The organism is Planktothrix serta PCC 8927 (assembly GCF_900010725.2).
In the GTDB taxonomy this organism is placed as follows: domain Bacteria; phylum Cyanobacteriota; class Cyanobacteriia; order Cyanobacteriales; family Microcoleaceae; genus Planktothrix; species Planktothrix serta.
In genome coordinates this window covers 1-261 of record NZ_LR734923.1, presented here as the reverse complement: position 1 = coordinate 261, position 261 = coordinate 1, and the positions used below count along the sequence as shown (strand labels likewise).

Genomic DNA, 261 nt, shown 5'->3' with positions numbered 1-261 from the left:
AGAACTCATCAATGCCCTGATTGCCAAACAGTTTTAGATCGAGACTGGAATGCGGCAATTAATATTCTTAAAAAAGGGTTGAAATATTTGGGAGCCGATCTCAACGGTACTGTTGGGCAAACAGAAACCGACCCAAACGACTGGGGAGAGTCCGGCCTCTGGGTCTTTAACAGAGATGTTGAAGATTTAAGTCGTCTCGTTGAGCCAGTAATCTCAAGAAGTGATTCTGGGAGAATCCCCCGTCGAGCGCGAAGCTTGACG

1 protein-coding gene is annotated in these 261 nt (G+C 46.7%); it reads left to right on the top strand.

Features of this window, described 5'->3' with window-relative positions; translation table 11 throughout:
• The coding region (locus PL8927_RS28755; RefSeq protein WP_156093360.1) for a zinc ribbon domain-containing protein at positions 1-261 on the top strand (261 nt) is incomplete at both ends.